We start from the raw sequence: 3051 nt of genomic DNA, 5'->3' as shown, positions 1-3051 counted from the left end.
TTTTTAAATCATCTTTATGAATTCCATAACCATCATCTATTATACGTATTAAAGAGCATCCACCATCTTGTATTTCTATAGTTATATTTTTAGAATTTGCATCAATACTATTCTCAACTAATTCTTTAATAACTGAGGAAGGTCTTTCAACAACTTCTCCTGCTGCAATTTTATTTGATGTATTTTCATCTAATAAATTAATTCTATTCAAGTTACATCAACTCCTAAATTAATTTTTTTGCATCTTTAACTAATTCGTATAATTTATTCATAGCCTCCATTGGATTTAAATTTAATATTTCAATTGATGATAAATCTTTTATAAAAGCTTCTTTTTCTATATAAGAAAAATCTAATTGCATATTATTACACTCTTTATTTTTAGAATTTTTCTCTTTTTTATTTATAGCTGAATAATTAATATTATTTTCAAGGGCAATTTCTTCATTTATTGTTACATTACTTGATTCTTTTTCTTCTAATGTAGATAAAATATTTTTAGCTCTATTTATTACACTTTCAGGTAATCCAGCAAGTTTTGCAACTTCAATTCCGTAGGATTGATCTGCACCACCTTTTATTATTTTTCTTAAAAAAATAATATTGTCAGATACTTCCTTAACTGCAACTGAATAATTTTTTACTCCTTCAATTTCACCTTCAAGCTTTGTAAGTTCATGATAATGTGTTGCAAATAGAGTATTACATTTTAAATTATTACTATTTGAAATATGTTCTATAACTGACCATGCAATACTAAGTCCATCGTAAGTCGAAGTACCCCTTCCTACTTCATCTAATAAAACAAGGCTTTTGGGAGTAGCATTTTTTAAAATATTTGATACTTCCCACATTTCTACCATAAATGTAGATTTACCACCAGCTAAATCATCTGAAGCACCTATTCTAGTAAAAATTTTATCACAAATAGATATATTAGCTTCTCTAGCTGGAACGAAAGATCCAATTTGAGCCATTAATGTTATTAAAGCTACTTGTCTCATATATGTTGATTTACCTGCCATATTAGGACCGGTTATAAGTATAAGTCTATTATCCTTTTTGTTTAATAAAGTATCATTAGATACAAACTCTCCTCTACCTATTACCTTTTCAACAACAGGGTGTCTACCTTCCTTTATTTCAATTAAACCATCTTCATTTATATTTGGCTTAACATAATCATTTTCAAGTGCTATTAACGCTAATGTTGATAAACAATCTAAATTACTAACAATTCTAGCACTATTTTTTAATCTTGAAATTTCTTTAGATACACAATTACGTATATCTTGGAATATTTCATATTCTAAATTTATAAGTTTTTCTTCAGCTCCTAATATTTTTTCTTCCATCTCTTTAAGTTCTTGTGTTATATATCTTTCTGAATTGGCTAATGTTTGTTTTCTTATATATCTTCCTTCTGGAATTGAGGAATAGTTAGCTTTTCTTATTTCAATAAAATATCCAAAAACTTTATTGTATCCTACCTTTAAAGATTTAATTCCAGTAACTTCTCTTTCACTATTTTCTAAAGAAGCTATCCACTCTTTTCCGTGTAATTTAGCCTTTCTTAATTCATCAACTTCGTTTGAATATCCATCTTTTATTATATTACCTTCTTTTATACTAATAGATGGATCATTAGTAATTGAATTAAATAAAAGTTCCTTTATATCATTTAATATATCTAAAGAATTATAATACTCTTTTAATAATTTTGAATCGCAATTAGCTAAAAGTTCTTTTATATATGGAAGTTTTTCTAAGGATGTTCTAAGTGATACTAAATCTTTTCCGTTTACATTACCATTGGCAACTTTACCTACTATACGCTCTATATCATAAATATTCTTTAGTGCTGAAATTATATCTTCATTTAAAGATATAGAATTAAATAATTCATCAACAGCATCTAACCTATTTATTATTTCTTCTTTAGATATAAGAGGTTCATCAATCCATTTTCTAAGAACTCTAGCCCCCATTGAAGTTGCAGTTTTATCCATAACCCAAAGTAAAGAACCTTTTTTGTTTTTTTCTCTTAAACTTTCAGTTAATTCTAAATTTCTTCTTGAGCTTCCATCTATAGTCATATAATTTATTATATTATATACTTCTAAGAAGTTTATATTAGAAAGACTCATTTTTTGTGTTTCATATATATACTTAAGTAAAACCCTACATGCTATTTTACTATGATTAGATAAAGAAGAAACTTCTGCATCACTAAATTGATTTATTAATTCATCTTCACTAACTTTAAATTCATTTAAATCTTTTTTTGTAATAAGTGCTTGGGTTATAGAATTTATATCATTTAATAATGATATATCTGTATTTATATCTACAATTATTTCTTTTGGATTTATTTTTGTAATTTCATCAAGCAATGTTGTTTTTAAAGAATTAAATGAAGTTGTTTTAAACTCACCAGTACTTATATCCGTTAAAGCTATTCCTATTGAATCAGATTCAGAGAAAATGGCCATTAGATATGTATTTAAATTATTTTCATTATTTTGATCTATATAAGTACCTGGAGTTATAACTTTTATTACATCCCTTTTAACTATTCCTTTTGCAGCACTTGGATCTTCTACTTGCTCACAAATTGCTACTTTAAATCCTTTAGTTACAAGTCTTGATATATATGAAGAAGAAGCATGGAATGGAATACCGCACATAGGCGCTCTTTCATCAAGTCCACAATCTCTTCCTGTTAATACTAATTCAAGTTCTCTTGATGCTAACTTAGCATCTTCAAAGAACATTTCATAAAAGTCTCCTAATCTAAAAAATAATATACAATCTTTATAATTTTCTTTTATTTCAAAATATTGCTTCATCATTGGGGTTAAAGCCATACATTTTCACTTCCTTTAACTTTAAATATTAAATCTCTATATTAAGAATTACGACATTTTAAATATATTTTAATTACTTTTTTTCAATTTATTATATCTTATAAAATTAAATTTTAAAGACTAATTGATTATATTTACTTATATCTATACGATTATAACATAGGAGTTTATAATTTAAAAATAA

General features: G+C 25.6%; 2 protein-coding genes. Both read right to left on the bottom strand.

Annotation, left to right across the window (positions count from 1 at the left end; all coding sequences use genetic code 11):
• A partial coding sequence (locus Q4E08_RS11990; RefSeq protein WP_303131234.1) for an ATP-binding protein occupies nucleotides 1-211 on the bottom strand: 211 nt, incomplete at its 3' end.
• 13 nt (nucleotides 212-224) lie between these two features.
• Nucleotides 225-2867, bottom strand: coding sequence for a DNA mismatch repair protein MutS (gene mutS / locus Q4E08_RS11985; RefSeq protein ID WP_303131232.1), 2643 nt, complete (start codon nucleotides 2865-2867; stop codon nucleotides 225-227).
• Nucleotides 2868-3051 lie beyond the last annotated feature (184 nt).

The sequence above is a fragment of the Clostridium sp. genome (assembly GCF_030532265.1).
In the GTDB taxonomy this organism is placed as follows: domain Bacteria; phylum Bacillota; class Clostridia; order Clostridiales; family Clostridiaceae; genus Clostridium.
Note: the sequence above shows the minus strand (reverse complement) of the source record. Positions and strands in the feature narration are given on the sequence as shown.